This window comes from Streptomyces sp. NPDC093801 (assembly GCF_040701585.1).
Lineage (GTDB): Bacteria > Actinomycetota > Actinomycetes > Streptomycetales > Streptomycetaceae > Streptomyces.
Map to the genome: position 1 here is coordinate 255,554 of NZ_JBFBDP010000007.1, position 25,554 is coordinate 281,107.

Genomic DNA, 25,554 nt, shown 5'->3' on the forward strand with positions numbered 1-25,554 from the left:
GCGGTTCACTCGCCGGCGGGGCAGGCGCGCGTTCCGGAGGGGAGGCGGCCTCCGGTCAGGAAGTCGTCGACGTACGCCCGGACGCAGGCCGAGGAGGGGTAGCCGGTGTGCCCGTCGCCCTTGTGGTCGACGACCACGGCCGAGCCGAGGCGGCGGGCCGTCTCCTCCGTCCACTCGTACGGCGTGGCCGGGTCGCCCCGTGTGCCGACGAGCAGCATGCGCGGGGCTCCGGGGTGGTCGATGCGACGGATGAAGTCGGTGCCGGCGGGACGCCCGTAGCAGGACAGGAGGGTCATCAGCTGGCGCGGGCCGAAGACCGGCGAGGCCTCGCGGAACTCCGCGCGCAGGTCGCCGATCCGCTGGGCGATCGCCGCCGCGGTGGCCCCGTCGTCGCTGCGGTCGGGGTCGTCGGCGCAGTTCACCGCGGTGAGGGCGGCCGTCGCGTTGTCGGCGGGCACCGTGGAGGGGGCGCTCGCGGGGTCCGGTCCGGCGGGTGCGAGGAGCTGTTCGAGGCCGCCGGGGTCCGCCCGGCGCTCCGCCCGGTCGAGGGCGTCGGCGAGGTCGGGCCAGAGGGTGGTGGAGTAGAGGGCGGCGCCGATGGCGAGGACCGCGTCGTCGCCGCTGAAGGGGGTGCCGCCGGTCCCGGCCATCGGGCGCTGGTCGAGGCGGGCGACGAGGGCGGCGACCTCCTCCCTGGCGGTCCGGGTGTTGGTGCCGTAGACGCAGCCGGCGCGGTGGGCGCACCAGGCCAGGAAGCCGTCCAGGGCACGCTGCTGGCCGCGCGCCGAGGCGAGGGCCTGCTCGGTGAAGGGCTCGGTGAGGGTGTCGACCCCGTCGAGGACCATCCGGCCGGTGTGCTGCGGGAACAGGGCGGCGTAGACGGCCCCGAGCCGGGTGCCGTAGGAGAACCCGAGGTAGTCCAGCTTCTTCTCGCCGAGGGCCCGGCGGATGGCGTCCAGGTCCCGGGCGACGTGGACGGTGCCGATGTACGGGAGGACCCGCCCGGAGTGCCGCTCGCAGCGGCGGACGTGGGCGCGCAGCGCGGCCAGCTGGGCGGCGGCGTCGCCGGCCGCCGCGCCGGAACCGGCCGGCCGGGGGCCGCAGGAGACGGGTTCGCTGAGGCCGACGCCGCGGGGGTCGAAGGCGACGAGGTCGTAGCGCTTGCCGAGTTCCGCGAAGAGGACGGGGTCGGCGGCGAGGGAGGCGATGCCGGGGGCGCCGGGGCCCCCGTAGTTCAGCAGGAGGGAGCCGAGGCGGCCGTGCCCGCGGGCGTCGGCCGGGATCTTGGCGAGGGCCACCCGGGTGGTGCCCTTGGCGGGGTCCTCGTGGTCGAGGGGGACGGTCAGGGTCGCGCACCGCATCCCGGCGGGCACGGGCTTGCGGGGGCAGTCCCCCCACCGTATGCGCGGGGCGGGAGCCGGGTCCTCCCCGGCCGGGGCGGTCGGGGCGGAATCCGTGCCCCGGCCGGGCGCGGGGGCGGCGCCGTCGGCGGGGGCGGCCGTGAGGGCGGCGGCCGCGAGCACGGCTGCGCAGGCGGCGCGGACGCGGGGACGGTGGTGGGCGCGGGGCACGGGACCCTCCTCGGGCGGCCCCCCGAACCGGTCAGCCCACGATAAGCGGCCCGCGGCGCACCCGCCCGCCGGGCGGGCACGCCGCTGCGCGGAGCCGCTCCCCGCCCCTCGGCCCGCCCCTCCCCCGGCTACCGCTGGGAGTGCCTCCGGGGGCTCCGCCCGGTCGCGCTTCCGCGCGCCGCGCGACCCGTGCGCTCAGACTCCGCGCGGGGCCCGGTACAACTCCTCGATCTCCTGCGCGTGGTCCCGTGCGACGGCGGCCCGCCTGAGCTTCATGGAGGGGGTGAGGTGCCCGCGGTCCTCGGTGAACTCCCCGGGCAGGACGGCGAAGCGGCGGATGGACTCGGCCCGCGAGACCAGCTTGTTCGCCTCGTCGACCGCCCGCTGGAGCTCGGCCAGCAGCTCCGGGTCCGTGACCAGCTCGCGGAGCGGGACGCCCTGTCTCTTGTGCATCTGCCGCCAGTGCGCCAGTCCGTCCGGCTCCAGGGTGATCAGGGCGGCGATGTAGGGCCGGTCGTCGCCGATCACCATGCACTGGCCGACCAGCGGGTGGGCGCGCAGCCAGTCCTCCAGGGGTGCGGGGGCGACGTTCTTGCCGCCGGAGGTGATGATCAGGTCCTTCTTGCGGCCGGTGATGGTGAGGTAGCCGTCGGCGTCGAGCTCGCCGATGTCCCCGGTGGCCAGCCAGCCGCCGGGCGGCTGCGCGGAGACGTTCCAGTACCCGGCGAAGACGTGCCCGCCGCGCAGCAGCACCTCCCCGTCGTCGGCGATGCGCACCGCCGTGCCGGGCAGCGGCCAGCCGACCGTGCCGAGGCGGGGCCTCAGCGGAGGGGTGACCGTCGCGGCGGCGGTCGTCTCGGTGAGCCCGTAGCCCTCGAAGACCTCGATGCCCGCGCCCGTGTAGAAGGCGGCGAGGCGCCGGCCGAGGGGGGAGCCGCCGCTGAGGACGTAGCGGACGCGGCCGCCGAGCGCGGTGCGGATGCGCCGGTAGACGAGCGGGTCGTACAGGGCGTGGGCGGCTCGCAGCGCGAGTCCGGGCCGTACGCCCTCGGGTGTCTCCCCGATGCGCCGGGCGATCCCGGCGGCCCGGTCGAAGGAGGAGGCGCGGCCCATCCGCTCGGCGGTGGCGCGGGCGGTGTTGTAGACCTTCTCCAGGACGTAGGGGATGGCGAGCAGGAAGGTGGGCCGGAAGCCGGCGAGGTCGGCGAGGAGGTCCTCGGTGGCGATGCTCGGCGCGTGGCCGAGCCTGACCCGGGCGCGCATGCAGCCGACGGCGACCATCCGCCCGAAGACGTGCGACAGCGGGAGGAAGAGCAGGGTGGAGGCGGGGTCCTCGCTGACGGACCGGAAGACCGGGTGCAGCAGCTCCACCGCGTTGTCGACCTCGGCGAAGAAGTTGCCGTGGGTCAGTACGCAGCCCTTGGGCCGGCCGGTGGTGCCGGAGGTGTAGACGAGGGTGGCGTAGGACTCGGGCGTACGGGCGGCCCGGCGGGCCTGCACGATCGCGTCGGGGAGGTGCTCCCCGGCCTTGACCAGGCGGGCGATGGCCCCGGTGTCGAACTCCCACAGGTGCGCGAGGCCGGGGAGGTGGGCGCGCTCGGCGCTGATGAGCCGGGCCTGGACGGTGTCCTCGACGGCGCAGGCGACGGCGCCGGAGTCGTGGATGATCCAGCGGGCCTGGAGGGCGGAGGAGGTGGGGTAGATGGGGACGGTGACCAGCCCGGCGGCCCAGCCCGCGAAGTCCAGCAGGGTCCACTCGTAGGTGGTCCGGGCCATGATCGCGAGCCGGTCGCCCTCCGCGAGGCCCTCGGCGATGAGCCCCTTGGCGACGGCGAGCACCTCGGCGGCGAACTCGGCGGCGGTGACGTCCCGCCAGGTGCCGTCGCGTTCCTTGCGGGCGAGCACGGGCTCGCCGGGTGCCTCGCGGGCGTTGAGGAAGGGCAGGTCCCCGAGCGACCCGCCGGCCGGCGCCCCGGCGAGTGCGGGCACCGCCACCTCGCGCACCACCCCGGCGACGATCGTCTTGACGGGTTCGACCAGCTTCGGCTCGGCAGCGTCCACGGCTCGTTCTCCTCGGTCGATCGCGGGTTACCGCCGGTAATCTACGCACGCGCCTCCCCCGGGGAACACCCCCCGGACCGGCCCTCCTCCACAGCTCCACACCCCGCGAACGATCTCCACCCCTGGTCCGCACACCTGCGGGACGGGCCCGGCGGCCCGGAACGGCTGCGTCGGCGAGGGCGGAGGGGGAAGAATCCGTGAAGTCCGCCAGGGCACCGCCACCTTGAGGAGCAGCCGGTGTCGCCACAGGAGATCCAGTTAACGCTCACCCCCGCGCAGGCCGCCGGCGGCACGACCGTCGACGTCCCGCTCCCCTCCGGAACCGCGCGGCTGCGGATACCTCCGACCCGGAGCGGCGACCTCGTACGGGCCCGCGTCGGCGACCAGGAGGTACTGCTGCGCATACGGGTGTCCGGCCCCGGGGCGCCGGACCCCTCCGGGTTCACGACGCCGGGCCCGTTCGGCCCCGTGTACGTCCCCCAGCCCGCGCCCGGGAAGAAGTCCGGCCCCCTCGGCTGCCTGCTGGCGCTCGGCGTCGGCGCGGCCCTGATCATCGGCATCGCCGTGGCGAGCGGCAGCGAGGACGACCACCGCCCCGCCGGCGGAGCCACGCCCTCGTCCTCGTCCTCGTCCTCGTACACGCCGTACAGCCCGCCGGCCCCGACCGACCGTCCGACGACCGGTCCCGCCACCGCACCGGCGTACGAGACCCCCACCCCCTCGCCGACCACCGAGGCCCCCCGCCCCTTCGACGAGGGGACCTGTCTCAACGGGCAGCTGCCGGACTCGACGACGGCCACGCGCGTCACCGGCGTCCACGAGGTCCCCTGCTCCGCCGACGACGCGCACTACCGGGTCGTCCAACGCTTCCCCGGCACCTCGGACATGAGCCGCTGCGACCAGAACCCCGCCACGGAGTACGGCTTCTCGTACCGCTACACCCTGGGCGGCAGCGTCATCAACGAGTACGTGTACTGCCTGGTCGGCCTGGGCTCGTACGCCCGCGGCTAACCCCTCTTCGCGGGGAGCGAGTTCAGCAGGGCGGCGCCGCGGGCGGCGTCGTCCACGCTCACCGCGAAGTCCCGCCCCTTCGCCCGTACGACCAGGCATTCGCCGCCCCGCAGCATCACCGTCGTGCCGAGCCCGCTGACCCGGTAGCCCCAGCCGCCGGCCCGGGCCGGCGTGCGCTCCTCCACGCGGGCCGACTCGATGTCCTCGGCGGCCCACCGCCGCACCGGGTACCCGAGCGGGCCGAAGGCCACCTCCAGCCCGCGCTGCGTCACCCGCGCCCGGACGGAGGAGCAGACCAGGACCGCCAGGGCGGCGAACGCCAGGGTCGCGGCCGTCGGCCACGACCCGTCGAACAGCCCCGCCAGCCCGGCGAGCAGGCCGCCCAGCGCGCCCAGCCCGAGGAGGCCCGCCAGCAGCTGCAGCCAGGGATTGGCGGCGCTCGACAGCCAGACGAGCCGCTCGCCGCTCGGGATCTCCATCCGCGGCCCCTCCGCGGCCGCGGGCTCCACGGCCGGGGACCGGCGCCCCAGCGCGGCCCCGCCGACGCCGGCCGACGCCGCGACCGCGACCACCACCGCCACGCCCCACCCCGTCACGGACCCGGCCTGCCGCCAGTCGGGGGCGTCCAGGTTGGCCCGTACGATCGACGCCTGCGTCCCCGCGAGTAGCACCCCGGCGGAGGCCAGGGTCGCCAGGGCCCACCCGCGCTGGGGCCCGCGCCGGGCCCCGAGCGCCACGGCGGCCACCACGACCACCCACACCAGCGCCGGGAACAGCACCGCCGCCCACAGCCCCATCGACCCGTCGGGCGCCCCGGAGCCGCTCCAGTGGGTGGCCACCGGGTCGGGCAGCCGCCCGCCCGCGGCCGTCGGCAGCCCCACCACCAGGGCCAGCACCCCGGCCCCCCACCCGACGACCCCCCACACCCCGCGGTTCCTCACGACATCCCCCTGATCATCTCGATGAGCTCGGCCCTGCCGTAGCCCAGCCGCGCCCCGTCGGCCACCAGGGCGCGCACGCGTTCCAGCAGCTCCGAGCGCCCGTCCGCCCCGCCGGCCACGGTCACCCCGCGGCCGCGCCGGAACTCCAGCAGCCCCTCGTCGCGCAGGGCCCGCAGGGCGCGCAGCACGGTGTTGGCGTTGACCCCCAGCGCCTGCGCGAGGTCGCGCGCGGGCGGGATCCGGTCGCCGGGGGCGCATTCGCCCTCGGCGATGGCACGGCGGACCGCACCGGCCACCTGCTCGTGCAGGGGGCGGGTGTCGGCGGTGTTCAGCCTCAGCAACATGGTGCCAATGACGCTAGCACCATTGCTTCGACGGGGCCACCGTCCCGGGGAGCCGCGGCGCGAACCCCGGGAGCGTGGCGACGGGGCGCGTCCGCCACCCGCTGACGGACCCGTGTTGCAGAATGGCCCCGGCCGCGGGGGCGGTCGGAGCGGTCCGGGGCGGCAGGGGGTGGCGATGCGGACGGGAGAGGAACTGGCCGGGCGGTACCGGCTCGACGTCCCGCTCGGGCAGGGCGGGGTCGGCGAGGTGTGGCGGGCCCATGACACCGAACTCGGGCGGGCCGTCGCGGTGAAGGTGCTGCTGGAGTTCGACGCCGACGAGGAACTGCTGGGCCGCTTCCGGCGGGAGGCGGAGATCGGGGCACGGCTCCAGCACCCCGGGATCACCGTCGTCCACGACACGGGGCGGCACGGCAAACGGCTGTTCATCGTGATGGAGCTGCTGGAGGGCCAGGACCTCGCCCAGCGCCTGGCCGCGCGCCCCGGCCGCGGGCTGCCGCTGCCGGAGGTGCTCGACCTCGGGCTCCAGGCGGCCGAGGCCCTGGGCGCGGCGCACGCGCAGAAGGTGGTCCACCGCGACCTGAAGCCCGCCAACCTCTTCCTGCTGACCGACGGCCGCCTGAAGATCTGCGACTTCGGCATCGCCCGCACCGCCGATGCCACGGCAACCCTCACCGCCACCGGCCGGGTCTTCGGCACGCCCGCCTACATGGCGCCCGAGCAGTGGCGCGGCGAACAGGCCGACCCGGCCTGCGACATGTACGCGCTCGGCGGCGTGCTGCACGCGCTGCTGACCGGCGCGCCGCCGTTCCCGGTCACCGAGACCCCGTGGGTGCTGATGCGGCGCCACCTGGACGAGAGCCCGCCCGCGCCGGACACCGTACGGGCGGACGTCCCGGGCCCCCTGTCCGCGCTGGTCGCCGACCTGCTGGCCAAGGAGCCGCAGGCGCGGCCGGACGCCACCGCCGCCGCCGCGCGGCTGCGCGCCCTGCTGGATCCCGACGCGCCCGTCGCACCGCCCCGGATCCCGCCCCAGCCCCGGCCCGCCCGGCCGGCGGCCCCCGGGCCGGCGCGGCGCACCGTCCTGCTCGGGGGCCTGGCCGCCGCGGCCGGGGTGGCCGGCGGGACCTACGCGGTGCTGCGGACGTACGGCGGGAGCGGCGGTCCGTCCGCCGGCCGGCCGGGGACCGTCATCACCCACCACACCGACGCCGTCGGGTCGGTGGCGTTCAGCCCGGACGGCAGGCTCCTGGCGAGCGGGAGCAGCGACCGCACGGCCCGGCTGTGGGACCTCGCCGCCGGCTCCGGCTCCTCCCCGTCCCCCGCCCGCGCGGCGACCGTGACGTGCGTGGCGTTCAGCCCCGACGGCAAGGTCCTCGCGAGCGCGGGCCTGGACCGCTCGATCGCCCTGACCGACGTCGAGCGCCGCAGTGACCGGGCCGGGCTGAAGGCCTCCGCGGGCGTGCTGTCGGCGGCGTTCAGCCCGGACGGCACGCTCCTCGCCGACGCCGAAGACCGGACCGTCCGCCTGTGGGACCTCGCCTCCGGCACGGTCGCCGCCACCCTCGACGCCCACGGGGGCACCGTGCGCTCGGTGGCGTTCAGCCCCGACGGCAGGACCCTCGCCAGCGGCGGCGAGGACGGCACCGTCCGCCTCTGGGACGTCGCCGGCCGCACCGCCGCCGCCACCCTCACCGGCCACGGCGGGCACGTGGCCTCGGTGGCGTTCAGCCCGGACGGCAGGACCCTCGCCAGCGGCGGCGCCGACGCCACCATCCGCCTCTGGGACCCCGCCGCGGCCGCCGCCACCGCCACCCTCGACGGCAGCAACAGCACGGTCCGGTCCGTCGCGTTCAGCCCCGACGGCAGGATGCTGGCCGCGGGCGGCGGCCGGACCGTGCGGCTGTGGGACGTGGCCGCGCGCTCGGCGGCGGCCAGGCTCAACGGGCACACCGGGGCCGTCGCCTCCGTGGCCTTCAGCCCGGACGGCGTCCACCTGGCCAGCGGGAGCGACGACTCCACCGTCCGGGTGTGGCGGATCCCCTGACGGCCCGTCCGGCGGCGATGATGTGAGCATGACCTACCGCAGCCGCGAGAGCATCGACCTGCCCGAGGACCGGGGCTGCCTGCGGTGGGTGCTCGGCGCGCCGCTGGCCGTATGCGTCTACCTGCCGGCCGCCTACCTCTGCTGGGTCTCCCTCACCCTGCGGCCCGACGGCCCCTACGACCGGATCCGGGACGACGCCCTGTTCACCGCGCACGCCTGTGTCGTCCTGTGCTTCGCCGGTGTGCTGCTGACCGCCGTACCGCTCTTCCACCGCACCCTGGGCCGCTGGTGGTACGCGGCGCCGTTCCTCCTGGCGTCGGTGGCGTTCGTGCGCGGCCAGACGGTCTGACCCCGGCCCGGCCGGCCCTCAGGGGCCGGTGACGGCCCGCTCCAGCAGGTCGCGGAGCAGGTCCTGCTCCTGCGGCGCGAGGCCGGCCAGCGGCGAGTCCGCGTGGAGGAGCGCGAGGAGGCGCTCGCGCAGCGCCGTGCCCTCGCCCGTCAGGACGAGCTGCTTGGCGCGGCGGTCGGTGGGGTGCGGGTGGCGCTCGACCAGCCCCTGCTTCTCCAGCCTGTCGATGACGAAGGTGGTGTTGGAGGGCTCGCAGCTCATCCGCTCGGCGAGCTCCCGCATGGTCATCGGCCCGCTCATCTCCCGCAGCGCGGTCGCCTGGGACGCGGTGAGGCCGAGGGTGGCGGCCCGCTCCCGCACGTGCTCGCCGATCCGCTGGGCGAGCCCGTTCACCAGACCGCACAGCTGCCGTTCGGCGACGGCCTGCGCCTGCGGGTCCGGGGGCTTCGTCATACCGCCCACCCTAACAACCCCATCAAGCCAAAACATTTACAGCTTGAATGATTCAAGCTTGATGCTTATGGTGATCACCGCCGCCCTCCAGCACCTCACCAGGGAGAAGACATGGCCGACTCGACGGCACCCGCCCACCTCCACCCGGCCCCGGACGCACGACTGCGCCGCCCGTCGGGCATCCGCTCCCTCCACCTGGGGGACACGAAGGTCTCCTACGTCCCGGACGGCGACGTACGGCTCCGCCCGCTGAGCCTGCTCCCCGACAGCGGCGACGCGACCTGGGCCGCGCACCCGGAGTACCTGGACGAGACCGGCCACCTGGTGGGCAGCGTCGGCGCCCTCCTCGTCGAACACGGCGACCGCGCCCTGCTGATCGACGCGGGCATCGGCCCGCACGCGTTCGAGAGCCCGGAAGGCCCCCTGCGCGCGGGCCACGGCGGAGCCCTCCCCGACAACCTCGCCGCACTGGGCAGGCGCCCGCAGGACATCGAGGCCGTGGCCTTCACCCACCTCCACGCCGACCACCTCGGCTGGGCCTGCGAACCCCTCCTCGGCCACGCCGATTTCCTGGTCGCCGAGCCGGAGTGGCAAGGCCGCGACCTGCTGGCGGCCCAGGGCATGACCGACCAGGTCAAGGCCCTCGCCCCGAACGTCCGCACCCTCACCGACGGCGAGGAGGTCTTCCCGGGCGTCCGCGTCCGCATCGCCCCGGGCCACTCCGTCGGGCACGCCGAGTACGTCATCACCGGCGGCGGCCGGCGCCTGATCGCCTTCGGCGACGCGATGCACTCCCCGATCCAGGCGGGCCGCCCGGGCTGGTCCTCGGGCTTCGACCACGACCTCACCGCCACGGCCGGCCACCGCCACCGCCTCGTCGCCGAACTGGCGGAGCCGGACACCCTCGGCTTCGGCGTCCACTTCGCCGACGTGGTCTTCGGCCGCGTCCGCCACGACGGCGACGGCCCGGCCTGGCACCCCGTCGACTCCTAGCCGGGCCGCGCCGTGACCGGGTGCGGGCGCCGGTGGGGTGTTCTAGCGTCGGAAGGGCGGGGGTGACCGATGCGTCGAGCCGGCCACCCCCCGGAGTGCCCGCTCCGCGCCGCCCCCGCCCGCGGTCCGCCACGCTCTCGGATCGCGCGACCGACCGAGAGAGCAGGTGCATCCGCATGCGTCGTCCGTCGGCCCGTATCCCCAGCATCCTCGCCGCCCTGGTCCTCGCCGGCGCGGGCGCCGCCTTCGCCGCCCCGGCCGCGTCCGCCAGCGTCCAGGACTGCACGCAGTACGTCGTGTCGCACGGCAAGAAGTCCACGCCCGACATCACCCAGGGCTGCTACCAGGGCTCCATAGGCAACCAGACCAGCTGCGTGGCGACCCTCCAGGCGGCCGGCGTCTCCTCGAACGACGCCAACGGCGCCTGCCGCGCGTCCCACTAGGGCCCGTCGTCAAAGTCCCGCCGTCGCCCGGAGGGCGGCCCCGGGAGTGTGACGACGGGCCCTGGGCGAGCCGCGCCCATCCCCTCCGGCGGGCAGGCACTGCAGCGGCCGGGGGGGGCGGGGGCCCTCGCCCGGGATGCCGGTCCCGGCGGGGGCCGTCTCATGTCTGCGGTTGTCGCGGCGAGCATGCGCCAGGCAACCGCCCCCGAATCCAGCCCAGTTGGCACAGTTCACCCATGCGGGTGACGGCATCGCACGGGAGAACCGGAGGGGGCCGGAAGGGGGCCGGAAGGGGGGCCGGATGGTTCACCCACCGGGTACTTTGCCGGCGTCGAAGGCCCCCGGATCCCGACGTCCCGCACCACGGGCCGCCCCTGCGGCCCTCCTCCGGGTGCGGTCCCCCGGCCCCTTCGCCAGACTGGCCCGGAGATGATCGAATCCCCCCGGGCCGGCCGGCTCCACCGCCTGCTGCCGCCGGTCGTCGCCTGGCTGGTCTCCGACCTGGTCACCTGGCTGGTGGCGGCCGCCTCCGTCGCCGGCGACGGGTCCCGGGTGGCCTACTGGTCCACGGCCGCCCGTCGGCGCTGGGACTCCGAGCACTACCTCTCCATCGCCCGGGGCGGCTACGAGATGTTCCGGTGCCGGGACCGGTACCCCGATTTCCCGGACGTGGTGTGCGGGAACGTGGCCTGGTTCCCCGGGTATCCGATGGCCGTGCGGGCGCTCTCCGGCACCGGGCTCTCCTACGAGCTCTCCGCCGCCGTCGTCACCGAGGCGGCGCTGCTCGGCATGTTCGCCGTGCTGTGGTGGCTGCTCGGGGGCGTGCTCACCCGGGCCACCGGACTCACCCTCGCCATCGGCGCCGTGTTCCCCGGCGGCGTCTACTTCCACGCGGTGTTCCCGATCGCCCTCGCGACCCTGGCCCTGCTCGTCTGCGTCGCCGGGGTGGAGCGCGGGTCCTGGTGGACGGCCACGGCGGGCGGCTTCGTGGCGGTCTCCTGTCACCCGGTGGGCGGCGTCGCCGTCGTCATGCTGTTGTCGAGCGCCCTGTTCGCGTGGCGCGGGGACGCGTGGCCGCTGCGGTGCGCCAAGGCGGGGCTGTCGGCGGCCGTCGCCGCGTGCGGGGCGCTCTGGGCCGCATGGCTGATGTGGCAGGCGACGGGCCGCTGGGACGCGTACGCGACGATCCAGCGGGTCAGCTACGGGCAGGGCGACCTGCGCGATCCCCTCGCGGAGCTGGTCCGGGCCTACGACGTCCCGTTCAGCCTCTGGTACACCCCCGAGGGGCGGCTGCCGTGGCTGGTGGAGCACGCCCTCGCCGCCCACCGGCCTCAGCTGTGGCTGAACGCCGCCTTCGTGCTGCTCGTCGTGGCGACGGCCGCGGTCCTGCTGGTCCGGGAGCGGCGGCTCGCCGTCGCGGAGTGGGCCGCCCTGGTCCTGACGGTGGCGGTCTTCCTGGTGCCGTTCGTCGCCGGGGCGCAGATGTCCTGGTACCGCAACCACGCGCAGATGTTCGTGGGCCTGGTCCTGGTCCGGCGGACGTCCCCGTGGGTGCAGGTGCCGCTGCTGGCGGCCTGCGCTGCCCAGTACGCCCTGCTGGGCGCGATGTTCTTCGCGGGCGTGCTGGTGTGAAGGCCCGCTAGAGCCTCTCCTCCTCCCCCGTGTCGCGGGCGACGACGTAGGTGGGCCGGGCCTGGACGGCGGTGTGGATGCGGGCGACGTACTCGCCGAGCATGCCCAGGCAGAAGAGCTGGACGGCACCGAAGAACAGCATGGTGATGATCAGGGAGGTCCAGCCGGGCAGCGGGTTGCCCGTGGCGTAGACGGTGAGGGCCCAGATGAGGAAGGCGAGGCAGACCACGGAGCTCAGGGCGCCGATCGCCGTCGCCAGGCGCAGCGGGACGGCCGAGAAGCCGGTGACGCTGTCGAACGCCAGCAGGACCATCTTGTGCAGGGGGTACTTCGAGGTGCCCGCCGCCCGCTCCGCGCGCTGGTAGGCGATCCGGCCGCTGGGGAAGCCCAGCCAGGGGATGAGCAGGCGGTAGATCTGCTGCTGGTCGGGGAGGGACTTGAGGGTCTCCACGACGGCGCGGGACAGCAGCCGGAAGTCGCCCGCCTGGGCGGGGACGTAGGCGCCGGCCAGGCGGCGCATCAGCCGGTAGTAGGCGGCGGCGGTCCGGCGCTTGAACGCGCTGTCCGTGGAGCGGTCGGTCCGTACGCCGTAGACGATGTCCAGGCCCTGGTCGCGGGCGAGGGCGAGCATGTCGGGGATGATCTCCGGCGGGTCCTGGAGGTCGGCGTCGATGCTGACCACGTAGGCGCCGCGGGCCCGGCGCAGGCCGGCGGTGAGGGCGGCCTGGTGGCCGCTGTTGCGCCGCAGGGTCACCACGCGCAGCTGCGGCCAGGCGGTGCGCAGGTCCTCCAGGAGGCGGGGGGTCGCGTCCGTGGAGCCGTCGTCGACGGCGAGGACCTCGTACGGCTCGCCGCACCCGTCCAGGACCGGGCGGAGCCGCGCCGCCAGGACGGGCAGCACCTCCTCCTCGTCGAAGACGGGGACCACGACCGACAGGGTGGTCGCGTCCCCGGGTGTGTCGCGCACAGCCCTCATCATCCGCGAAGCCCCCCGCCCCGGCACGCGGAGCACGGACGCGCCGCGGCCCCCGCCCGGACGGGGGCGGGGGCCGCGGCGTGCGGTGCGCGGGCGCGTGCGTCAGGCGGCGACGGCGACCGGGGCCGGGGTGGCGGCGGGGGCCTCGTCGAGCGGGGAGGACGAGGCGGCGGCGTAGGCCTCCTTGTCGAGGATCCCCTCACGGGCGGAGACGAGGACCGGGACGACGGCCTGGCCGGCGACGTTGGTGGCCGTGCGCATCATGTCCAGGATCGGGTCGATCGCCATCAGCAGGCCGACGCCGGCCAGCGGGAGGCCCAGCGTGGACAGGGTCAGGGTGAGCATGACCGTCGCACCGGTGAGGCCGGCCGTGGCGGCCGAGCCGACGACCGAGACGAACGCGATGAGCAGGTACTCCTTGATGCCCAGCTGCACGTCGAAGATGTTCGCGATGAAGATCGCGGCGAGGGCCGGGTAGATCGCGGCGCAGCCGTCCATCTTGGTGGTGGCGCCGAACGGGACGGCGAAGGAGGCGTACTCCTTCGGGACGCCGAGGCGCTCGGTGACCTTCTGGGTGACCGGCATCGTGCCGACCGAGGAGCGGGAGACGAAGGCCAGCTGGATGGCGGGCCAGGCGCCCTTGAAGAACTGGACCGGGTTGACCTTGGCGACCGTGGCGAGGAGCAGCGGGTAGACACCGAACATGACGAGCGCCGAGCCGACGTAGATGTCGGCGGTGAAGGTGGCGTACTTGCCGATCAGGTCCCAGCCGTAGCTGGCGATGGCGGTGCCGATGAGGCCGACGGTGCCGATCGGGGCGAGGCGGATGACCCACCACAGGGCCTTCTGGAGGAGCTCCAGGACGGACTCGGCGAGGTTCAGGACCGGCTGGGCCTTGGAGCCGAGCTGGAGGGCGGCGATGCCGGCGACGGCGGCGAGGAAGACGATCTGGAGGACGTTCAGCTCGGTGAACGGGGTGACGATGTCCTTGGGCACGATGCCGGTCAGGAAGTCGATCCACGAGCCGTGCCGCTTGGGCTCCTTGCCGTCGGCCGGGGTGAGGCCGGTGCCGGCGCCCGGGTCGGTCAGCAGGCCGATCGCGAGGCCGATGCCCACCGCGATCAGCGAGGTGATCATGAACCAGAGCAGGGTGCGGGAGGCGAGGCGGGCGGCGTTGTTCACCTTCCGCAGGTTGGTGATGGACACCAGGATCGCGAAGAAGACGAGCGGGGCGACGGCCAGCTTGAGCAGCTGGATGAAGATGTCGCCGACCTGCTCCAGGGTGGTCTTGAGCCAGCTGACGTCCTGGCTGCGGGCTATCCAGCCGAAGAGGACGCCGAGCGCGAGACCGGTGACGATCTGGGCCCAGAAGGGGAACTTGAACGAGGCCTTGGCGGGAGCCTGGGCCTGGGGGGACGCGGACACGGCATTCTCCGGGGGACGCGCGGACGTACGGCGGAAGGTTTCTGCGGGGGATGCGGTACGGCGGCAGCCGGAAAGGGGCCGGGCCGGCCGGCGACCGCTGCTGCGGGCGCTTCAGCGGCAACAGCAACAGGCCGCGGACACGCGGCGGCAGAGGTCGACGTGCAGGCGCGCCACGAGCGGGAGGCTCGGGCCCATCGGGTGCGCGGCTGCGGTCAACATGTCGAACACGCTAACACTTCCACTTTGAGAAACCCAAAGAGATGCTTTGAGCACTGATCGCGCGGGGCTGGATCCGCGGGGCCCGCGCGCCCCCGGGAACGCCGAAACCCCGGCGCAGCGGGGGGTGTTCCCGGCGCCGGGGTCCGTCGAGGGGGACCGCTCGTGTCAGTTCACGCGCGGGCGGCGTCGTCGGCCGCGTCCTCCTGGCTGCGGTTCGCGGCGAGCTTCTGCTTCGCATCCGCGACGCGTCCGGAGATCTGCTGGGACATCTCGTCACGCTGCTTGCGCAGCAGGATGAAGGAGAGCGGCGCGGAGAGCACCAGCGCGAGGAGCACGACCCAGGCGGGGTTGGCGGCGCCGAGCCCGGCGGGCACCCAGCCCAGGTTGACCAGGACGGCGACGAGGACCAGGCATCCGACGAAGATGCCCAGGCGCATCGCGGTGTAGCGGATCGTCGCACTCGGCTTGAGGGACACGATGACCCCTTCTTTCTCATCGGAAACGTCGGCCACGTCGGCACGTGCCCGTCCAGTGAAGCACGCCCGGCCCCCGCCGCGGCCCGGCGGGGGTCGGTGCGGGGGCGGAGCGGGCGGTCAGTGCAGGGGCAGCAGCATCGTGATGCCGTCGCGGTCGTCGCCGGGGGCCACGCGGATGGCGCCGGGGATCCGGCCGACCTCCTTGTAGCCGCAGGCCGCGTAAAAGTGCTCCAGCCCGAGGCCGCCGCGGCACTCCAGGACGACGGCCTCGATGCCCTCCAGCGTGCGGGCCGCGTCGGCGAGGGCGGCCATCAGCGCCCGCCCGGCGCCGCGGCCCTGGTGGGCGGGGCCGACCATGACCGTGTACGCGTACACCCAGTGCTTCATGAGGCGGTTCGGGTTGAAGGCGAGGAAGGCCGCGGCGGCCACGGCCCCGTCCTCGTCGTGCCCGACCAGCAGCCGGTGGCGTCCCTCGGCCATCGCGACGAGGTGCTTGACCAGCGCGGGCCGGATGTCGTCGAGGGTGACGGGCGGGACGAAGCCGACCGCGCCGCCGGCGTTGGAGACCTCGGTCCACATCTCCGCGATGCCGTCGCGCAGGGCGGGGTCGACGACGGGATCAAAGGTAAAAGTAAGGGTCACTGATCCAAACTATCCATTACCGCCTGGTGCGGCAACGGGTTTTCGGCACGCGAAAGGCCCCGGTCCGCAGGGGGCCGGGGCCTTCGGGGCTTTCGGAGCCGGGCGGCGTCAGACGCGCATCGCCTGCGGGGTCTCGCGCAGCGAGGCGTCGGGGCCCGGGTACTCGCGGATGACCTCGTAGCGCGTGTTGCGCTCGACCGGGCGGAAGCCCGCCTCGCGGATCAGCTCCAGGAGGTCGTCGCGGGTCAGCTTGTTCGGGGTGCCGTAGTTGTCCGCGTCGTGCGTGATCTTGTACTCGACCACCGAGCCGTCCATGTCGTCGGCGCCGTGCTGGAGCGCGAGCTGGGCGGTCTGGACGCCGTGCATCACCCAGAAGACCTTGACGTGCGGCACGTTGTCGAACAGCAGCCGCGAGACGGCGAAGGTCTTGAGCGCCTCGGCGCCCGTCGCCATCGTCGTACGCGCCTGGAGCCTGTTGCGGACCTTGCCGTCCTTCATGTCCACGAAGTCGTGCTGGTAGCGCAGCGGGATGAAGACCTGGAAGCCGCCGGTCTCGTCCTGGAGCTCGCGCAGCCGCAGCACGTGGTCCACGCGGTGGCGCGGCTCCTCGATGTGCCCGTAGAGCATGGTGCTCGGGGTCTTGAGCCCCTTCTCGTGCGCCAGGCGGTGGATGCGCGACCAGTCCTCCCAGTGGGTGCGGTGGTCGACGATGTGCTGGCGCACCTCCCAGTCAAAGATCTCCGCGCCGCCGCCGGTGAGCGACTCCAGGCCGGCCTCGATCAGCTCGTCCAGGATCTCGGACGCCGAGAGACCGGAGATCGTCTCGAAGTGGTGGATCTCGGTCGCCGTGAACGCCTTCAGCGAGACGTCGGGCAGCGCCTCCTTGAGGGCCGACAGCGACCGGGGGTAGTACCGCCACGGGAGGGAGGGGTGCAGGCCGTTGACGATGTGCAGCTCGGTGAGGTTCTCGTTCTCCATGGCCTTGGCCAGGCGGACGGCCTCCTCGATGCGCATCGTGTACGCGTCCTTCTCGCCCGGCTTGCGCTGGAACGAGCAGTACGCGCAGGAGGCGGTGCACACGTTCGTCATGTTGAGGTGGCGGTTGACGTTGAAGTGGACGACGTCGCCGTTCTTGCGGGTGCGCACCTCGTGGGCGAGACCGCCCAGCCACGCCAGGTCGTCCGACTCGTAGAGGGCGATGCCGTCCTCACGCGTCAGCCGCTCGCCGGAGCGGACCTTCTCCTCCAGCTCGCGCTTGAGCCCAGCGTCCATGCCGGTGTCTCCCTGTCTTTCCCTGTCCCAGCCTGTGTGCAACCGCCACCCACCGTACTCTCAGGCGTCCTCGGGCAGCTCGCCGACCCGGTTCTCCCACTTGGTGGAGAGGACGATCGTGGTGCGGGTGCGCGAGACGCCCTTGGTGCCGGAGAGCTTGCGGATGATCTTCTCCAGGCCGTCGACGTCGCTGGCGCGGACCTTGAGCATGAAGGAGTCGTCGCCGGCGATGAACCAGCAGTCCTCGATCTCGGCGAGGTCGCGCAGCCGGCGGGCCACGTCCTCGTGGTCGGCGGCGTCGGAGAGGGAGATGCCGATCAGCGCGGTGACGCCGAGGCCGAGCTCGGCGGCGGCCACGGTCGCGCGGTAACCGGTGATCACGCCGGCCGTCTCAAGACGGTTGATCCGGTCGGTGACGCTGGGGCCGGAGAGGCCCACGAGACGGCCCAGCTCCGCGTACGAGGCACGCCCGTTCTCCCGGAGTGCCTGGATGAGCTGCCTGTCCACCGTGTCCATTACGTGGAGCCTTCCATTATTCGGCGATCCTGCAAGTTTAGGTATAGAATCAAAGGCGCACAGGGTCAACACCCTGTGAATCTTTCAACAGATCAAAGACGATCTTCAGGAGTGGTTCACCGTGTACACGATCGAGATGGCCTACGCGCACATGCGACAGCTCCAGGAGCTGGCCAACCGATCCCGCACCGACCAGCCCGCCGCCGCCTACCGGAACGACAAGACCCGCAGGCCGCTCCGCGCCAAGAAGCGCTAGTCAGACCGCCCGTCAGGGCCCTACTCACGGGGGCGGGCGCTGCCAAGCTCCCCCTCCCAACGGCGGTACAGGCCGTGCGGCACCCCTGCCGCATCGAGCACCCGCCCCGCGACGAAGTCCACGAGGTCCTGGATGTGCGTCGCACCCGCGTAGAACGCCGGAGAGGCGGGCAGCACGATCGCGCCCGCCTCGTCCAGCGCCACCAGATGCCGCAGCGTCTGCCCGTTCAGCGGGGTCTCCCGCACCGCGACCACCAGCCGGCGCCGCTCCTTGAGCGTCACGCTCGCGACGCGCTGGAGCAGGTCCTTCGACAGCCCGAGCGCCACGCCGGCCACGCAGGCCGTGGACGCGGGGACGATCAGCATCCCCTTGACCGGGTACGAACCCGAACTCGGCCCGGCGGCCAGGTCCCCGGCCCCCCAGTAGCGCACGTCCGACAGGTCCCCGGCCCCGAAGGTCCCCGGCTTGCCGTCGGCGCCGCGCGCCAGCCACTCGGCCAGATCGTCCCGCCAGTGCGCGTCCCGGAAGGCGATCCCGGTCTCGTCCAGCAGAGTGAGCCGCGAGGCCCGGCTGACCACCAGGTCCACCGGCTCGCCCGCCGCCAGCAGCCCTCGGATCACCGAAGCCGCGTACGGCGTCCCGGACGCCCCGGAAACCCCCACCACCCAGGGGGTGCGCTTGCGCTCAGTCATACCTCCGAGACTATCCGGCCACACCGGAAGGACACTCGTTAAGGTGTGCCGGACGCACGACACGCCCCGGGGGACATGGCACATGAGTACGAGCACGGTGGACACGACGGTCCCGGAGTGGAGCCGGAAGGAGCGCGCACGCGCCGCCGCCAAGCTCATGCTGGGCTGGGTGGCCCTGCTGTGGCTGATCGAGGCGGTCGACTACGCCACCGGCCACGCCCTCGACCCGTACGGCATAAAGCCGCGCGAGACCGACGGCCTCACCGGCATCCCCCTGGCGCCCTTCCTCCACTACGGCTTCGACCACGTGGCGGCCAACAGCCTCCCGCTGCTGGTCCTCGGCTTCCTCACCGCCCTCGGCGGCATACGCCGCTTCCTGACCGTCTGCCTGCTGGTCATCGCCGCCGACGGGCTCGGCGTCTGGCTGATCTCCCCCGCCCACAGCCTCACCGTGGGCGCCTCCGGCCTGATCTACGGCCTCTTCGGCTACCTGCTGGTGCGGGGATTCGTGGAGCGCAAGGTGCTGGGCGTCGCGGTGGGCATCGCGGTCGCCGCGTACTACGGCGGCGGCATGTTCCTCGGCCTCCTGCCCCTGAACCCGATCGTCAGCTGGCAGGCCCACCTCTGCGGACTCGCCGCCGGCGTCGCCACGGCCCTCTGGTACCGCCGCCCGGTCCGCGCCTAGAGCGTCAGGCCCCGCACCACCAGGTCGGCCAGGGCGCACACGAAGAGCGCGATGCCGATGAAGCCGTTCACCGTGAAGAACGCCCGGTTCAGGCGGGACAGGTCGTGCGGCTTCACGATCGTGTGCTCGTAGAGGAACGCCGCCGCGACGATGAGGAGGCCCAGCCAGAGGAGCGCGCCGCCGTCCGTCAGGACCGCGTACCAGGCCAGCAGGGCCGTGGTGATCGCGTGGCAGGCGCGGGCGCCCCAGAGGGCGCCCGGGACGCCGAAGCGGGCCGGGACGGACTTGACGCCCTCGGCGCGGTCCGACTCCACGTCCTGGCAGGCGTAGATCAGGTCGAAGCCGCCGATCCAGAAGCCGATGGCCAGGCCGAGGACCACCGCCTCCCAGGACCACTCCCCCGTGACCGCGAGCCAGGCCCCGACCGGGCCCATCGCCTGGGCCAGGCCCAGGATGGCCTGCGGGAAGTTCGTGAACCGCTTGCCGTACGGGTAGACCACCATCGGGACCACCGCGACCGGCGCCAGCGCCAGGCAGAGCGGGTTGAGGAGGGCGGCCGACCCGAGGAAGACGACCAGGGCGATGGCCGCGCCCGTCCAGGCCGAGCGCACCGACACCACGCCGGTGACCAGCTCGCGCCCGGCGGTGCGCGGGTTGCGGGCGTCGATCTCGCGGTCGATGATCCGGTTCGCGGCCATCGCGAAGGTGCGCAGGCCCACCATGCACACGGTGACGAGCAGCAGCTCCCGCCAGTGCATGTGCCCGTCCAGCCGGAACATCGCGGTGAGCGCGGCGATGTAGGCGAAGGGCAGCGCGAAGACCGAGTGCTCGATCATCACGAGGCGCAGGAAGGCCTTGACCTTGCCGGTGGGCTGCGGCGCCTGTCCGGGGCCGAGCACGCCTTCGGCGGTGGTCGTCATGCGAGGCTCCCGCGGAACTCTTCGAGGTCGGCGCGGAGCGCGTCGGCGTCCACCCCCGGGATGTCCAGGGTCACCGGTGCGAGCTCCTCGCCCTCGGGCGGGGTGATCGTGGAGACGAAGCGGCAGCCGTCGCCGGCCGGGTAGGCCCGGATGTGCAGCACCTCGCCCGCGCCGACGGTGAACGGGCCGGACTCGAAGGACAGCTCGGCCAGCAGCCGGTCGGCGAAGTCCTCGGCCTCCGCGTCCCGCAGGCCCGGCAGCTCGAAGCCGCCGCCCTCGCCGCCCTCCTGCTCCCACATCAGCGCCCAGACGGTGCCCGGGCCGGCGAACTCCTCGGGGCTCACGCCGGCCTGCTCGGCGGCCTCGCGGACCTCCGGGTCGGCCGGGTCCAGGCGCGGGCGCGCGAGGGCCACGTAGGCGGTGTCGGTGCCGATGAAGAGGGCGGGGCCGCCCATGGCCGTGCTCACAGGCCGTACTCCTTCCAGCGGCGGTCCACCAGGGCCGCCGTCGCCGGGTCGGACTCGACCATGTCGGGCCAGCCGCCGTCGCGGGTGTAGCCCTCCTCCGGCAGCTTCTTGGTCGCGTCGATGCCCGCCTTGCCGCCCCAGAACTGCTGGTACGAGGCGTGGTCCAGGTGGTCCACGGGCCCCTCGACCACGGTGAGGTCGCGGGAGTAGTCGGTGTTGCCGAGGGCCCGCCAGGAGACCTCGTGCAGGTCGTGGACGTCGCAGTCCTTGTCCACCACGATGATCAGCTTGGTCAGCGACATCATGTGCGCGCCCCAGATGGCGTGCATGACCTTCTGGGCGTGCTTGGGGTACTTCTTGTCGATCGAGACGATCGCGCAGTTGTGGAAGCCGCCGGACTCGGGGAGGTGGTAGTCCACGATGTCCGGGACGATGATCTTGAGGAGCGGGAGGAAGAAGCGCTCCGTCGCGCGGCCCAGCGGGCCGTCCTCCGTCGGCGGCCGGCCGACGACGATCGACTGGAGCAGCGGCCGCTTCCGCATCGTCACGCAGTCGATCTTCAGTGCGGGGAAGGGCTCCTGCGGGGTGTAGAAGCCGGTGTGGTCGCCGAAGGGGCCCTCGGGGAGCATCTCGCCGGGCTCCAGCCAGCCCTCGATCACGACCTCGGCGTTGGCCGGCACCTGGAGCGGGACCGTCTTGCAGTCGACCATCTCGATCCGCTTGCCGGCGACGAACCCGGCGAACAGGTACTCGTCGATGTCGCCGGGCAGCGGCGCGGTGGAGGCGTAGGTGACGGCCGGCGGGCAGCCGAAGGCGATCGCGACGGGCAGCCGCTCGCCGCGCGCGGCGGCGACGGCGTAGTGGTTGCGGCTGTCCTTGTGGATCTGCCAGTGCATGCCGATGGTGCGCTTGTCGTGCCGCTGGAGGCGGTAGAGGCCGAGGTTGCGCACGCCGGTCTCGGGGTGCTTGGTGTGGGTCAGGCCGAGGTTGAAGAAGTCGCCGCCGTCCTTGGGCCAGGTGAACAGCGCCGGCAGCATGTCCAGGTCCACGTCGTCGCCGGTGAGGACGACCTCCTGGACGGGCGCGGACTCGCCCTTCACCTTCTTCGGCGGCACGTGCACCATCGAGCCGAGCTTGCCGAAGGCCTCGCGGACGCCGATGAAGCCCTGGGGCAGCTCGGGCTTGAGCAGGCCGCCGATCTTCTCGCTGATCTCGCCGTACGACTTGAGGCCGAGGGCCTTCAGGAGGCGGCGGTCGGTTCCGAAGACGTTCATGGCCAGCGGCATCGCGGAGCCGCGGACGTTCTCGAAGAGCAGCGCGGGGCCGCCCGCCTTGTTCACTCTGTCGACGATCTCCCCGACCTCCAGGTACGGGTCGACTTCGGCCTTGATGCGCTTGAGGTCGCCCTCCCGCTCCAGGGCCCGGAGCAGGGAGCGGAGATCGTCGTAAGCCATGGGCCCCAGTATCCGTCACCACATACCCTGGGGGCGTCACCGGGGCCCCGCGCGGGCCCGCCGCCACTGCCCGGGGAGTCGGTCCCACACCGTGCTGCGCTATCTGCCGTTCCTGCTGATCCTCGCGCTGACCATCTACGCCTTCATCGACTGCCTGAACACCCCGGAGGAGGAGGTCAAGAGCCTCCCGAAGGGGGTGTGGGTGCTGATCATCCTGCTGTTCTCGATCGTCGGCCCGGCGGTGTGGCTGCTCGCGGGCAAGAAGCGGACGGCGGCCGGCGGGGGCGGATTCGGCGGGGGCGGCCGGGCGCGCCGCACGCAGTGGGTGGCGCCCGACGACAACCCGGAGTTCCTGCGCTCGCTGCGCAAGGACGAGGACAAGGACAAGGACGACCAGGGCTAGGCCGCGTACGAGGCGCGCAGCTGCGCGCGGCGGGTGCCGGTCCAGGAGGGCCAGTCCGCCGGGTGCCCGTCGAGGGCGGCCTCCAGCAGTTCGAAGTGGTCGTGCCAGCCGGCCAGGGCGTCGAGCCGCTCGGCGTCGCCGCCGCCGCGCTCGTTCAGGAAGCGGATCACCGTCGAGTCGGTGCCGACGGGCTCCAGGTGGAAGCGGATCCGCCCGTCCTCGGAGAGCGTGTACTCGGCGACCCGCTCGGTGTCCCAGGCCGTGACCTCCCCGGACTCGGTGATGCCGGAGTCGGGCCAGTGCAGGGTGACGGCCCCGCCGAGGCGGCGTTCGAGGACGCGGGCCTCGGCCAGCCAGGTCCGCAGCCCGTCGTCCGTGGTCAGGACGGGCCACAGGGCCTCGTAGGCGGAGGGGACGTGCACCTCGAAGCGCAGGAGCCAGCGGCCGGGGCCGCGGGGCTCGCTGGTGGCATGGCTCACGGGAGACATACCACCAGCGTCCCACCGACCGGGCTCAGACGCCCGCGTAGGAGTGCTTGCCGCTGAGCAGGATGTTCACGCCGTAGTAGTTCCAGATCCAGCAGGCGAAGGCGAAGAGCGCCAGGTAGGCGGCCTTGCGGCCCTTCCAGCCGGCGGTGGCCCGCGCGTGCAGGTAGCAGGCGTACGCCACCCACGTCACGAACGACCAGACCTCCTTGGGGTCCCAGCCCCAGTAGCGGCCCCAGGCGTCGCCGGCCCAGATGGCGCCCGCGACGATGGTGAACGTCCACAGCGGGAAGACGGCCGCGTTGATCCGGTACGAGAACTTGTCGAGGGTGGCCGCCGACGGCATCCGCTCCAGGACCGAGGTGCGGAAGCGGCCGGGGGTCCTCCCGGCTTCCAGGTGGCTCTCGTACGCGTCGCGGAAGAGGTAGAGGACCGCGCCGGCCGCGCCGATGTAGAAGACCGCGCCGCAGAAGATGGCGGTGGAGACGTGGATCCACAGCCAGTACGAGTGCAGGGCCGGGACCAGCTGGTCGCTGGCGGTGTAGAGCCAGGTGGTGGCGATGCCCAGGTCCAGCAGGACGGAGGTGACCAGGATCAGCCCGAGCCAGCGGACGTTCTTCTTCAGGGCCAGGAGCGCCAGGTAGGCCCCGACGGCGACCGTGGAGAAGGTCAGGTTGAACTCGTACATGTTGCCCCAGGGGGCACGCTCCACCGACAGCGCGCGGGAGACCACGCCCCCCGCCTCGATGAGGAAGCCGAGGACGGTCAGCGAGACCGCGATCCGCCCGTACAGGTCGCCCTTCTCGGTGCCGCCGGCGGCGCCGGGGCCGTCCGGGACGTCGCGGACGCCGGTGGCGGAGCGGGTGACGACCTTCGGCCTGTCGAGGACGGCCGTACCGCCGGCCTTGGTCCGCACCTGCACGGCGGGCGCGGCGCCGGCCGCGGCGGCCGGGGTCAGCGCGGCGGCCGTACGGCCCACCTTGCTGCGGCTGCCGAAGACCCATTCGGTGATGTGCGCGAAGAAGGCGAGCATGTAGACCGCCATCGACGCGTAGACCAGCTTGTTGCTGAGATCGGCGAGGCTCTCGTTCGTGGCCGCCGCGAGCAGCGTCATGCGCGCTCCCCTTCTTCTTCTGTTGTGGTGTCGGCTTCCGCCGGCCCGGTTTGCGCCGGGCTCGGCGCCGTCTCGTAGAGGGCGGCGGAGAGCGCCGACAGCTCCTCGGGGAGCTTGGCGGACTCGCTGCGGCCCAGACCCGCCATCTCGACGACGGTCACCCCGTCCTCGCCGCGCACCGCGCGGACCCAGATCCGGCGGCGCTGGACGAACAGGGACGCGGCCAGGCCGCCGATGGCGACGACGGCGCCCGCGAGGGCCAGCCCGGAGGCGGGCTGGTGGGTGACCGAGAAGGTGGCCCAGCGCTCGATGCCCTCGAACTTCACCGTGCCGGCGCCGTCGGGGAGGGTCATCGTCTCCCCGGGCAGCAGCCGCTGCTTGAACAGCTGCCCCTCGGGGTCCTTGAACTCCTGCATCTTGGAGGTGTTCAGCTGGTACACGTTCTGCGGCAGGCCCGCGTCCACGCCCAGGCTGCCGTGGTAGGCGCTGAGGGCGAGGACGGGGAAGTTCAGGTCCGGGAACTGGGAGAGCATCGTGCCCTTGCCGGCGCCCGCGAACGTCGGCACGAACATGGCGTTGAAGCCGAGCTGCTCCTTGTCGCCGTTCTTGTTGCGGTAGCCGTCGGGGACCTTCACGGCGCCGGAGGAGCTGAGGTTGCCGTCGAAGGGCAGCATCGGGACGGCGTCCCGGTAGACGACCTTGCCGCTCGGGTCGGTCACGGAGATGACCGGGGCGTAGCCGTGGCCCAGCAGGTAGATCTTCGAGCCGTCGATCTCCAGCGGCTTGTTGACCTCGATCTCGGCCTTCTTCGGCTCGCCCTCGGCGCCCTCGCTGTAGGTGACGTACGCCTTGAAGTCGCGGGCGGTGCCCTTCTGCGGGCCGCCCTTCTCGTAGCTGGCGTCGAACTTGTCCAGGGTGAACGAGAACGGCACGAGGTCGTCGGCGGAGAAGAGGCTGCCGGACTTGAAGTCGTCGTACTGGGTGAGCGTGTTCGAGAAGCCCTTGCCGCGCAGGACGAGCTTGCCGCCCTCGGACTTGAAGAGCTGCCCGCAGGCGAAGGCGACGAGCATCACGATCAGGGCGATGTGGAAGGCCAGGTTCCCGGCCTCGCGCAGGTAGCCCTTCTCGGCGGCGACGGCTCCGGCGGAGGCCTCGGTGCGGAACCGGCGCCCGCCGAGCAGGCCCTTCGCGGAGGCGAGGACCTCCTCCGGGGCCTTGTCGGTGCGCCAGGTCGTGTAGGCCGGCAGCCGGTCCAGGCGGCGCGGCGCGCCCGGCGGGCGGCCGGTGAGCTGGCCGACGAACTGCCAGGTGCGCGGGACGATGCAGCCGATCAGCGAGACGAACAGCAGGATGTAGATCGCGGAGAACCACACCGAGCTGTAGACGTCGAAGAGCTGGAGCTTCTCGGCGGCCGGGACCCAGAACTCGTGGGTCTTCTTCCACTCCGCGACCTTCATCGCGTCGACCTGGGTCTGCGGGATGAGGGAGCCGGGGATGGAGCCGAGGGAGAGCAGGAAGAGCAGGATCAGCGCCACCCGCATGGAGGTGAGCTGGCGCCAGAACCAGCGGGCCCAGCCGATCACCCCGATGCCGACGGGGGCGGCGGGGTTGTCGTCGACGGGGGCCGTGGACAGCTGCGCGCGGGCGGCCGCTTCCTCGTTCGGCGCCTCGGCGGGCGCCTTGTCGGTCGTACTCATGTGCGTGTAG

General features: G+C 73.3%; 27 protein-coding genes. 9 read left to right on the forward strand and 18 right to left on the reverse strand.

Annotation, left to right across the window (positions count from 1 at the left end; translation table 11 throughout):
* Positions 1-5: 5 nt before the first annotated feature.
* Together AB0469_RS10610 and AB0469_RS10615 are read right to left on the reverse strand one after the other, a co-directional pair.
* The gene (locus tag AB0469_RS10610; RefSeq protein WP_366450946.1) at positions 6-1,571 is read right to left on the reverse strand and encodes an alpha/beta hydrolase; all 1,566 of its coding nucleotides are present in this window, start codon (positions 1,569-1,571) and stop codon (positions 6-8) included.
* A gap of 195 nt (positions 1,572-1,766) precedes the next feature.
* Positions 1,767-3,632 carry a long-chain fatty acid--CoA ligase gene (locus AB0469_RS10615; RefSeq protein WP_366450947.1) on the reverse strand — a complete coding sequence of 622 codons (1,866 nt, stop codon included), beginning with the start codon at positions 3,630-3,632 and terminating at the stop codon, positions 1,767-1,769.
* 237 nt (positions 3,633-3,869) lie between these two features.
* Between AB0469_RS10615 and AB0469_RS10620 the strand changes: the two genes are divergently transcribed.
* Positions 3,870-4,643, forward strand: a complete 774-nt coding sequence (locus AB0469_RS10620; protein ID WP_366450948.1) for a hypothetical protein — start codon at positions 3,870-3,872, stop codon at positions 4,641-4,643.
* On the opposite strand, the gene AB0469_RS10625 is transcribed toward AB0469_RS10620, so the two are convergent.
* Together AB0469_RS10625 and AB0469_RS10630 are read right to left on the reverse strand one after the other, a co-directional pair.
* Positions 4,640-5,584, reverse strand: coding sequence for a DUF1648 domain-containing protein (locus AB0469_RS10625; protein WP_366450949.1), 945 nt, complete (start codon positions 5,582-5,584; stop codon positions 4,640-4,642). The two genes, AB0469_RS10620 and AB0469_RS10625, sit on opposite strands and share 4 nt — an antisense overlap.
* Entirely contained in the window at positions 5,581-5,928 is a 348-nt protein-coding gene (locus tag AB0469_RS10630; RefSeq protein WP_366450950.1) for a GntR family transcriptional regulator, read from the reverse strand. Before AB0469_RS10630 ends, AB0469_RS10625 begins: the two co-directional genes overlap by 4 nt.
* Positions 5,929-6,103: 175 nt before the next feature.
* Between AB0469_RS10630 and AB0469_RS10635 the strand changes: the two genes are divergently transcribed.
* Positions 6,104-7,975, forward strand: a complete 1,872-nt coding sequence (locus AB0469_RS10635) for a serine/threonine-protein kinase (RefSeq protein ID WP_366450951.1) — start codon at positions 6,104-6,106, stop codon at positions 7,973-7,975.
* Between the two features lie 28 nt (positions 7,976-8,003).
* Entirely contained in the window at positions 8,004-8,324 is a 321-nt protein-coding gene (locus AB0469_RS10640) for a hypothetical protein (protein ID WP_366450952.1), read from the forward strand.
* A gap of 18 nt (positions 8,325-8,342) precedes the next feature.
* On the opposite strand, the gene AB0469_RS10645 is transcribed toward AB0469_RS10640, so the two are convergent.
* Positions 8,343-8,777, reverse strand: coding sequence for a MarR family transcriptional regulator (locus tag AB0469_RS10645; RefSeq protein ID WP_366450953.1), 435 nt, complete (start codon positions 8,775-8,777; stop codon positions 8,343-8,345).
* A 111-nt stretch (positions 8,778-8,888) separates the two neighbouring features.
* On the opposite strand from AB0469_RS10645, the gene AB0469_RS10650 reads away from it, so the two are divergent.
* The 3 genes from AB0469_RS10650 (at position 8,889) to AB0469_RS10660 (ending at position 11,845) form a co-directional block, all read left to right on the forward strand.
* Positions 8,889-9,770, forward strand: a complete 882-nt coding sequence (locus tag AB0469_RS10650; RefSeq protein ID WP_366450954.1) for an MBL fold metallo-hydrolase — start codon at positions 8,889-8,891, stop codon at positions 9,768-9,770.
* A gap of 176 nt (positions 9,771-9,946) precedes the next feature.
* On the forward strand, positions 9,947-10,213 hold the full coding sequence (locus AB0469_RS10655) for a hypothetical protein (RefSeq protein ID WP_366450955.1): 267 nt from the start codon (positions 9,947-9,949) through the stop codon (positions 10,211-10,213).
* Positions 10,214-10,642: 429 nt separating this feature from the next.
* Positions 10,643-11,845: a hypothetical protein gene (locus tag AB0469_RS10660; RefSeq protein ID WP_366450956.1), complete on the forward strand. Its 1,203-nt coding sequence runs from the start codon at positions 10,643-10,645 to the stop codon at positions 11,843-11,845.
* A 7-nt stretch (positions 11,846-11,852) separates the two neighbouring features.
* On the opposite strand, the gene AB0469_RS10665 is transcribed toward AB0469_RS10660, so the two are convergent.
* The 6 genes from AB0469_RS10665 to AB0469_RS10690 all read right to left on the reverse strand — a co-directional run bounded on the left by AB0469_RS10665 (position 11,853) and on the right by AB0469_RS10690 (position 17,371).
* Positions 11,853-12,821, reverse strand: coding sequence for a glycosyltransferase family 2 protein (locus AB0469_RS10665; RefSeq protein WP_366451005.1), 969 nt, complete (start codon positions 12,819-12,821; stop codon positions 11,853-11,855).
* 102 nt (positions 12,822-12,923) lie between these two features.
* A complete protein-coding gene (locus AB0469_RS10670) occupies positions 12,924-14,246 on the reverse strand; it encodes a dicarboxylate/amino acid:cation symporter (RefSeq protein ID WP_366450957.1) in 1,323 nt (440 codons plus the stop codon).
* Between the two features lie 389 nt (positions 14,247-14,635).
* Positions 14,636-14,941: a DUF4229 domain-containing protein gene (locus tag AB0469_RS10675; protein WP_366450958.1), complete on the reverse strand. Its 306-nt coding sequence runs from the start codon at positions 14,939-14,941 to the stop codon at positions 14,636-14,638.
* A 117-nt stretch (positions 14,942-15,058) separates the two neighbouring features.
* The gene (locus AB0469_RS10680) at positions 15,059-15,583 is read right to left on the reverse strand and encodes a GNAT family N-acetyltransferase (protein WP_366450959.1); all 525 of its coding nucleotides are present in this window, start codon (positions 15,581-15,583) and stop codon (positions 15,059-15,061) included.
* 108 nt (positions 15,584-15,691) lie between these two features.
* The gene (gene mqnE / locus AB0469_RS10685) at positions 15,692-16,855 is read right to left on the reverse strand and encodes an aminofutalosine synthase MqnE (protein WP_366450960.1); all 1,164 of its coding nucleotides are present in this window, start codon (positions 16,853-16,855) and stop codon (positions 15,692-15,694) included.
* A 60-nt stretch (positions 16,856-16,915) separates the two neighbouring features.
* Positions 16,916-17,371, reverse strand: a complete 456-nt coding sequence (locus AB0469_RS10690; protein WP_042811055.1) for an Lrp/AsnC family transcriptional regulator — start codon at positions 17,369-17,371, stop codon at positions 16,916-16,918.
* 121 nt (positions 17,372-17,492) lie between these two features.
* Here AB0469_RS10690 and AB0469_RS10695 point away from each other — a divergent pair, with 121 nt between their 5' ends.
* Positions 17,493-17,627, forward strand: a complete 135-nt coding sequence (locus tag AB0469_RS10695) for a hypothetical protein (protein ID WP_281187172.1) — start codon at positions 17,493-17,495, stop codon at positions 17,625-17,627.
* Positions 17,628-17,647: 20 nt separating this feature from the next.
* On the opposite strand, the gene AB0469_RS10700 is transcribed toward AB0469_RS10695, so the two are convergent.
* Positions 17,648-18,319: a UbiX family flavin prenyltransferase gene (locus AB0469_RS10700; RefSeq protein ID WP_366450961.1), complete on the reverse strand. Its 672-nt coding sequence runs from the start codon at positions 18,317-18,319 to the stop codon at positions 17,648-17,650.
* 82 nt (positions 18,320-18,401) lie between these two features.
* On the opposite strand from AB0469_RS10700, the gene AB0469_RS10705 reads away from it, so the two are divergent.
* A complete protein-coding gene (locus AB0469_RS10705; protein ID WP_366450962.1) occupies positions 18,402-19,004 on the forward strand; it encodes a rhomboid family intramembrane serine protease in 603 nt (200 codons plus the stop codon).
* Here AB0469_RS10705 and mqnP read toward each other — a convergent pair.
* The 3 genes from mqnP to AB0469_RS10720 are packed head-to-tail and all read right to left on the reverse strand — an operon-like array spanning position 19,001 to position 21,845.
* On the reverse strand, positions 19,001-19,924 hold the full coding sequence (mqnP, locus tag AB0469_RS10710; protein ID WP_366450963.1) for a menaquinone biosynthesis prenyltransferase MqnP: 924 nt from the start codon (positions 19,922-19,924) through the stop codon (positions 19,001-19,003). The genes AB0469_RS10705 and mqnP overlap by 4 nt on opposite strands.
* A complete protein-coding gene (locus tag AB0469_RS10715) occupies positions 19,921-20,391 on the reverse strand; it encodes a hypothetical protein (RefSeq protein ID WP_366450964.1) in 471 nt (156 codons plus the stop codon). The genes mqnP and AB0469_RS10715 overlap by 4 nt, the downstream gene beginning before the upstream one ends.
* Positions 20,388-21,845 (reverse strand): menaquinone biosynthesis decarboxylase, encoded by a 1,458-nt coding sequence (locus tag AB0469_RS10720; protein ID WP_366450965.1) that lies wholly within the window; start codon positions 21,843-21,845, stop codon positions 20,388-20,390. The genes AB0469_RS10715 and AB0469_RS10720 overlap by 4 nt, the downstream gene beginning before the upstream one ends.
* A 91-nt stretch (positions 21,846-21,936) precedes the next feature.
* On the opposite strand from AB0469_RS10720, the gene AB0469_RS10725 reads away from it, so the two are divergent.
* Entirely contained in the window at positions 21,937-22,248 is a 312-nt protein-coding gene (locus AB0469_RS10725) for a PLD nuclease N-terminal domain-containing protein (RefSeq protein WP_366450966.1), read from the forward strand.
* Here AB0469_RS10725 and AB0469_RS10730 read toward each other — a convergent pair.
* From AB0469_RS10730 to AB0469_RS10740, 3 genes are read right to left on the reverse strand one after another with little or no spacing between them, the layout of a single operon-like run.
* Positions 22,245-22,736 (reverse strand): SRPBCC domain-containing protein, encoded by a 492-nt coding sequence (locus AB0469_RS10730; protein ID WP_366450967.1) that lies wholly within the window; start codon positions 22,734-22,736, stop codon positions 22,245-22,247. The genes AB0469_RS10725 and AB0469_RS10730 overlap by 4 nt on opposite strands.
* A gap of 25 nt (positions 22,737-22,761) precedes the next feature.
* Positions 22,762-23,847 carry a c-type cytochrome biogenesis protein CcsB gene (gene ccsB, locus AB0469_RS10735; RefSeq protein ID WP_366450968.1) on the reverse strand — a complete coding sequence of 362 codons (1,086 nt, stop codon included), beginning with the start codon at positions 23,845-23,847 and terminating at the stop codon, positions 22,762-22,764.
* Entirely contained in the window at positions 23,844-25,544 is a 1,701-nt protein-coding gene (locus tag AB0469_RS10740) for a cytochrome c biogenesis protein ResB (RefSeq protein WP_366450969.1), read from the reverse strand. The genes ccsB and AB0469_RS10740 overlap by 4 nt, the downstream gene beginning before the upstream one ends.
* Between the last annotated feature and the right edge of the window lie 10 nt (positions 25,545-25,554).